Here is a 7661-nt window from a genome sequence, read left to right on the forward strand (position 1 = left end):
CACCTTCGTCGGATGGGTCTGAGGTGTATACGCGACAGGGCTAAGACAGGAACCAGTGGGTGGTAGGCGCCGCTTCGGGGCGCCTTTGTTTACTACCTGGCGCCTCTGGCGCCACGCGGCTTTTCCGCTCTCACTTTTCACACCCGATGGCTATCGGGTCACTCTGTTCTCAGTGCTGGTTTACGCTGGGCGGTGTCGCTGGGGGCGGCGTTGGCGATCTGGGGCCAGTCGTTGACCCAGTCGATGCGGTCGATCATGAGGGGGCGGCGGGTGGCGCCGTTGGGCAGCAGCGGGCGGCTTTTGTCGACGGCGTGGTAGAGGAACCAGTCGGTGCCGTCGTCGTCGGTGATGATCTCGGCGTTGTGGCCGGGGCCGGCGAAGCCGGTGGTTACGGCGGGCGATGGGTCACCTGCGAGGATCACGTTGCCCTCGTGGGTGATCAGCGATTGACCTTGCTGGTTGACATACGGGCCTTCGATCGACGAAGCGCGTCCGATCCTGACGTTGTACGGCGTCTCGCGGCCCAGGCAGCAGTGGCCGTTGGAGCCGAAGAGATAATAATAGTTGTTGCGCTTGAAAATATAAGCACCTTCCATCCAGTCTCCGGCGATCTGGAATTTGTCGCCGGCAACGGCAGTGCCGTCGGCATTCAGCGCGATGCCGTAGATGCCGCGGAAGCTGCCCCAGAACAAATACTTCTTGTCGCCCTCCTCGTAGTAGAACGGGTCGATGGAATTTTTTACGCCTACCTCGTCGCTCAGCAGTATTTTTCCGCGATCCTCAAAGGGGCCCGCGGGCGAGTCGCTTACCGCCAGGCCGATGCCGGGGTTGGGGTCGTCCCAGAGGGATAACGAGTAGTACAGGTAATATTTTCCGTTCACCCGGTTGATGTCGGGGGCCCAGACAAACGCAGGGTTCTTCCAGCCGGGTTTGGCGTCGAACGCATCGCGCACAAACTCCCAGCGGACCAGGTCGCGCGAGCGGATCACGGGTACAATATGCGCCGGTTTGTTATACTCCCAGCCGTCTTCGGTGGCGTAGGCGTAAAAGTAACCGTCGTCGGCTTTGATGACGGTGGGGTCGGCAAACGTGGGTATAAAGACGGGATTCTTATAGTGCCCTTCCGGCACCTCCACATCCTTCTGCTCGTCTCCTTCGTCGTTGCTGCTTTTGCATTGTATCAGGCAGGCCATCAGCAAGAGGGCCATGTACATATTCTTCATCATTGCTCTGGGTGTTCGTGTTTCTCGTTAACAATTTTTACAGGGGACCATGTATAGGGCTTATCGTTTTCATTGCCCGACAGCGGCTCGGCATAGGCTGTGCCGGTCGTCGTGGCATCGCTTAATACTGCGTGGAACCGCAGGGTGTGACCAGGTTTGACGCCGGGTGCCGGCCAGGGGATGCGCACTTCGAGCGTGTATCCATTCGCCGTGCGGGTAACCGTGCTCCTGACGCCGGAAGGTTTGCGGGTGGTCCACGCTCCCTCCTCCCCTTCTGCAAAGGTTACGATGCCGGCCGCGTCTATCGCCACGGTGAAGATCCCTGTTTCCGGCGTGGCCGTGGCGCGATTGTGCGGGTCGAGGTACAACCGGAGTCCGTCCCGGGTGGAACCGCGATCGACGACGTCGGCATCTTTTACCGTGGCGTGAATATAGAGCTGCTTACTGTCCCACGTCAGGCCGATGCGCGCCTGCGTTGCGCCGTATCCGCCGATGAACAACGGCTGCTTTATACGCGCGGCGTGCCGCGGTGCGTTCACCGGCGGTACCACGGAGCCTTTGATCATCCACACCCCCGTGTTGGAGCCCAGGCCGTTGGTGGAGCCGAGCGCCACGACGGTGGTGTCGTTTAACACCGCGAGGGAATTCCACAGGCACGTGCGGGTGGAGTCGGCGAAATAGAACGGGCGGGATTTACGGTTGAAGTGGCGGGCTTCGTCGTCGCCGATGGCCACGACCATGTCGCTGCGGTCCCACGGCGCGTTGTGGCGCCACTCGGTGCTTTGATACGACAACAGCGTTTCGCCCGAGGGTAGCTGGCGGATATAGGGTGCACCGGCATAGGCCGACGCGGGTACGCGGTTGCGCGCCTCCAGGGCGTACGCACGGTCCTTACTGTCGGCCAGCACGGGTGCGTTCTGCCACGCGCCGCCGGCCGGCGTGCGAACGATGACCGGTACAAAGGACTGCTGCCCGGGCACACCATTGTCTTCGATGGCATAGACGATCTCCCGTCCATTTTTCAGCCGTAACGGTACGGGCATGCCGTCGCGGTGTTTGCTGCGAAAGCTTACTTTCTCGCCGGCGGTCCAGTGGGCGCCGTTGTCGTGCGAGCGAAAGAGGGTGATCTCCTGCTCGTTGGTCTGCGTATAGGGGCCTTCGTTGGCGATGAACAACTGGATCTCGCCGGAGGGCAACTGGATCTGCGCGGGCTCCCAGCAGCCGTTGCCAAATTCGTGGCCGGCGGTATAGATCCGTACGGGAGCCGACCATTGCCGGCCGTCGACGCTGCGTTTGACTTCAATGGCAAAACGTTTGGTGGAATCGGTGTTGTTGCCTGGCGGCCGCAGATTGTAGGACACCAGGATGCTCTTGTCTTGTAATTGCAATACTTCGGGCACCACGCGGGCAATGCCATTCTCGGGCGCGGCGACGATCGTGGGCTCCGACCACGTGTTGCCCTGGTCGGCGCTGCGAATGGCGTGGGTCGCCCCCTGGCATTCATAGACACAGAACAGGCTGCCGTCGTGCAGCACGATCATGCGGGCATAGCCGGCATATCTCGCAGACGTTGGCGACAGCTGCCGCAGCGTGGTGCGGTCCCAGGCGATACGTATGCCGTCGATGGGGGCTTCGCGCGGGGGCTGGTTGCTGCCGGGCGTCCCGGGCGTTAGAAAGGTCATTATCCAGAAAAAACAATACAGCGGTATATCGGCCATGGGATGTGAAGTTTATAGCGGAATATCGGTGGGGATGTGGGGTTATCAAACAGGAATCAGGTCGAACGGCACAAGCCCCTGGCAATAGAGCGAGTGTAAGTGTGAGCGCGAAGAAGAAAAACAGAATATCTTTTCGTTCTCGCGCTCACACTCGCGCTGTTTTTCTAGTAGGGCGTGTTTTGATCCAGGTAAATATTGTTGTCTACTTCGATCTGCGGGATGGGCAGGCGATGGTTTTTGCCTAACACGAAGTTATCGAAGTCGACGTCGCGTGTGCGCAGCTCGTCGATGCCGGACTGGGTGCTGAGCATGTTCCAGCGCTTCAGGTCCATCCACCGCACGGCTTCGAAGCAGAGCTCGAGGCTGCGCTCCATTTGCAGGCGCTTCCTGAACAGCGCGGCGTCGTTGCCGATTTCGGGGTAGGCGTCTTCCAGCTTGGGCAGGTTGGTGCTGGCGCGCTCGCGCACCCGGTTTACATATTCGTAGGCGTCGGCGGTCTGGCCGTTCTCGTTCAGCATTTCGGCGTAGAGCAGCAGCACGTCGGCGTAGCGGATAAACCGGAAGTTGTTAGGCGCATGGTAATCTTCGCGGTCGCGGTAATAATACGTCGAGTACTTTTTGATAAAGGTTTCGTTGCCCCAGTCGTCGTTGTTCCACGGGCGATTGTAGACCAGCGTGTCGTTGTTGGCGGCATCCGGGAAATCCTTATAGGCTTGCTTATAGAAAATATTGTTGAGCAGGCGCCGGTCGTTCTTGCCGTCTTTCGTTTTTTCCTTTTTATACTCGTCGATCAGCCAGGCGCGGGCTTTTCCGTCCTGCCAGCCAATGCCGCCGGGGGCAAAGAACTGTGTGCGCTGAAAGCCCATGGAGGCGCTGAGGTTGTCGCCGTCGTTACCCTTGTTACGATCGCTGAACTGGATCTCGAACACCGACTCGATGTTGTTCTCCTTGTTGTGGGTGAAGTTGTCGCGGTAGTCGTCTACCAGGCCGTAGTACTGCTTGCCGTCGCCGGTCACCAGCCACTCCAGCTCGGCCTGGGCCTGAGGGTACTTCTTTTGTTGTGCATAGGCGCGGGCCAGCAGCGCCTTGGCGGCGCCTTTGGTGGCGCGGCCCAGGTTGGCATCATCCCACTCGTCGGGCAGGCGGTCCTTGGCCCAGTTCAGGTCTTCTTCCACCTGCGCCCAGATCTCCGCCTCGGTGCGTTGCTCGGGCTGATCGTCGGGCTTGGACGGCGCCAGCACGATGGGCGCGTCTTCCCACAGCAGGGCGATCTGGAAATAATACAGCGCGCGGATAAAGCGGGCCTGCGCCAGGATGCGGTCGCGCCGGCCTTCGTCAAAGGGGATCTCGGGCACGTAGGTGATCACCTGGTTGGTGCGGAAGATCGCTTTGTAGAAATCGCGCCAGTGCCAGTTGTTGCCATCCCAGAAGTTATAGTTGAAATAGCGGAAGCGCGTCCAGTCGGCCAGCTCGCCCCAGGGGCTGGTGCTATGCCCTTCGTCGGAGCTGAGGTCGTAGCGGAAGTAGATCCAGCGCGTCCACGTAGACGGTTTGTAGAACATGTTATAGGCGGCGTTGAGGCCCATTTCGGCATCCGCTTCTGTTTTCCAGAAGTTGTCAACGATCGGGGTATTGGGATTTTCGACATCCAGCAGGTCTTCGCTGCAGCCGATGCCGCTGAGGGTGAAGACTGCGATCAATATATATAGTTTGCTATTTTTCATACCGTTGTGCGTTAGGGATCAGAAATTGAACTGCAGACCTACCAGGAACGACCGCGCATTGGGGTACCGCACTTCGTCGTGGCCGCGGCGCCACAGGTCGGGTGCCGTGAAATCAGGGTCCAGGCCGGTATATTTCGTGAACGTAGCCAGGTTCTGCCCCGTCACAAATACACGCGCGTTGCTGACGTGCAGGCGCTGCGCGAGGGCCTGCGGGAAGTTATACCCCAGCGTGACGTTGCGCAGGCGGAAGTACGAACCGTCTTCCAGCCAGCGGTCGGTATCGCCGCGGGCGTTGCGGTCGTCGCCATAGAGCAACCGCGGAAAGTCGCTATTGGGATCTTCCTGGTACGGCTTCTCGTCGTCGAAGGCGAAGTAATTGGAGTTGTCGTCGAAGCGCTCGACCGCGGCGCGGGACCCGTTGTATACATCCTGGCCAAAGGCTCCGTACCAGATCATCGACAGGTCGAAGTTCTTATACTCGAAGTTGGTGATCAGGCCCAGGTCGAACTTCGGCCACGGGTTGCCCACGATGTGCCGGTCGGCGTCGTTGATCTCGCCGTTGTCGTCATAATCCACATACCGGATATCGCCGGGCTTGGCGTTGGGCTGGATGACCTTGCCGCGGGAGTCGACGTGGTTGAGCACGTCTTCGTCGCTGCGGAACAAACCGTCGGTCTTGCGCAGGTAGAACATGCCGATGGGCTCGCCGATCTGCGTGCGCGTCATCCAGGTGATCATGTCGTTGCGGCCGTAGCCCAGCTCCAGCACTTCGTTGCGCAGCGTCGACACATTGGCGGTAATGCTGTATTTCAGCCCTTGTACGTTGTCTTTCCAGGTGGTGGCGATCTCCACCCCCTTGTTTCGGATGCTGGCGGCATTGACCCACGGGTTTCCGCCGTCGTTGCCGGTCGACAGGAGGATGGGCATTTCCGTCAACACATCCTTTGTCGTGGACACGAAGTACTCCAGCGTGAAGGCCAGGCGCGAGTTGAGGAAGGCCAGGTCGGCACCGATGTTCACCTGCTCTTTGGTTTCCCAGCGCAGGTCGGCGTTGGCAAGCTTCACTTGCGAGGCACCGTTCACCAGGTGCTGGTCATCGCCCAGAACGGAGATGATGGTGGCATTCAACAGCGACAGGTAATCCCAGTTGCCGAGGTTGTAGATATTCGAGGTATAGAAGCTGCCACCGTAGCCGATCGAGCGGCCGATGCTCGAGTTGCCGAGGGTGCCGTAGTTGGCGCGGATCTTCAGGTCGTCCACCCACGGCACCCGGAAGAACTCTTCACCACTGATCCGCCAGCCGGCGCTGATCGAGGGGAAGTTACCCCAGCGGTTTTCTTTTGCAAACCGCGACGAGCCATCGCGCCGGATGGTACCGGTGAGGTAATATTTATCCGCATACGAATAGTTCACCCGGCCCAGGTAGGAGATCAGCACGTCTTCGTTGATAAAGCCTCCCGACTCCGGATCGGTGGTGCCGCCGTCGAGCACATCGTAATATTTACCGCCGATGTACAGCAGGTTGCGCTTGGTGCCCGACAGTTGCTCATACTTCTGCCGCTGGAAGGTTATCCCACCTACCGCATCTACCTTGTGTTTACCAAATTCTTTGTTGAAGTGCAGCGTGTTCTCCAGCAGTGTGGATACATACTGACCGCGGTTCTCGGTCACGGCCGAGGGATCGAAGGGCTGGTTGAGCGTCCAGTTGCCGACGCGGCGTACATACTTATAGCGCTCTTCGCTGGTTTCAAGGCCGGCATTGACGCGGTATGTCAGCACGTTGGGTTTGAGGAGCTCCACCTCGGCATAGAGATTGCCGCGCAGGCGCAGGTTGTCGTTGGTGGTCTCCTCCAGCGTTTCGCGGGCGATGGGATTTACACCAAAGGTGCGGGCTTTGGCTTCGTTGCCATACCCAAAGCCACCAGGGTTGGCTGCATCGTATACCGGAATGGTCGGCAGCATGCGCAGCATGTCCCAGAAAGGGTTTGTGATCAGGTCGTCGGAAGAGCCGCGGGCGATCGACACATTCTCGCCGATCTTAAAGCGGCCGCGGCGGCCTTCGGTATTCACGCGAAAGCTATAGCGATCGAACGACGACCCCACGCTGGTGCCCGTGTTGCCGAAGTAATTGCCGGATACAAGGTACGTGCCAACCTCATTACCTCCCGAACAGGTAACGTTGTAGTCCTGTGTTTGCGCGGTGCGGAACGTCTCTTCCTGCCAGTCGGTGTCGATGCCGTCGGCATATTGCTGATACCCCTGGTCGATGATCCACGGAAACTTCTCTACTTCAATGGCTTCGCGGTACGCCATGGTGTTGTACTTCTTGAAATCGGCGGCGCTCATAAAATCATAGCGCGGCAGTGTCTGTACACCATAACGCGCGGCGATATCAACTTTCATCGGACCGGCTTTGCCTTTCTTCGTAGTAATGATGATTACGCCATTGGCGGCGCGCGAGCCGTAGATGGCGGCGGCGGATGCATCTTTCAGGATCTGGATAGACTCCACGTCGCTGGAGTTAAAGTCGCGGGTGGCGATGGTCGGCACGCCGTCGATGACGTACAAGGGCTGATTGTTGGAAAAGTTACCCAGGCCGCGGATCTCGATCGTCGACTCGCTGCCGGCCCGGCCGCTGTTGCGGATGTTTACGCCGGGGGCCAGCCCCTGGATAGCTTCTGCCACCGTCGCTGCCTGTACATTCGCCATGTTCTTGCTGTTGATGACCGACACGGCGCCGGTCAGGTCTTTCTTCTCCTGTTCACCGTAACCGATCACAACCACTTCGCGGATGGTGGTGACATCGGCCAGAAGCTGTACGTTGATGGTGGTTTGTGTACCGACGGTGATTTCCTGGCTGCTATAGCCGATAAAGGAAAATACCAGTACGCTGCTTTCGCCGGCCACGTTGAGCTCAAAGCTTCCTTCGGCATCGGTCGTGGTGCCGTTGGTGGTGCCCCGCTCCAGCACGTTCACGCCGGGCAACGGTGTATCGT

The 7661-nt window shown here is 59.2% G+C and carries 4 protein-coding genes; all 4 read right to left on the reverse strand.

The genetic code is table 11. The features are described 5' to 3' along the window. Window positions 1-158: 158 nt before the first annotated feature. Window positions 159-1226, reverse strand: a complete 1068-nt coding sequence (locus KK078_RS30020; RefSeq protein ID WP_254094681.1) for a family 43 glycosylhydrolase — start codon at window positions 1224-1226, stop codon at window positions 159-161. After that, the gene (locus KK078_RS30025) at window positions 1223-2941 is read right to left on the reverse strand and encodes an exo-alpha-sialidase (protein ID WP_254094683.1); all 1719 of its coding nucleotides are present in this window, start codon (window positions 2939-2941) and stop codon (window positions 1223-1225) included. Before KK078_RS30025 ends, KK078_RS30020 begins: the two co-directional genes overlap by 4 nt. A gap of 164 nt (window positions 2942-3105) precedes the next feature. After that, window positions 3106-4665 (reverse strand): RagB/SusD family nutrient uptake outer membrane protein, encoded by a 1560-nt coding sequence (locus tag KK078_RS30030; protein WP_254094685.1) that lies wholly within the window; start codon window positions 4663-4665, stop codon window positions 3106-3108. 18 nt (window positions 4666-4683) lie between these two features. Further along, the coding region (locus tag KK078_RS30035; RefSeq protein ID WP_254094687.1) for a SusC/RagA family TonB-linked outer membrane protein at window positions 4684-7661 on the reverse strand (2978 nt) is incomplete at its 5' end.

Source organism: Dawidia soli (assembly GCF_018598185.1).
GTDB classification, from domain to species: domain Bacteria; phylum Bacteroidota; class Bacteroidia; order Cytophagales; family Cyclobacteriaceae; genus Ohtaekwangia; species Ohtaekwangia soli.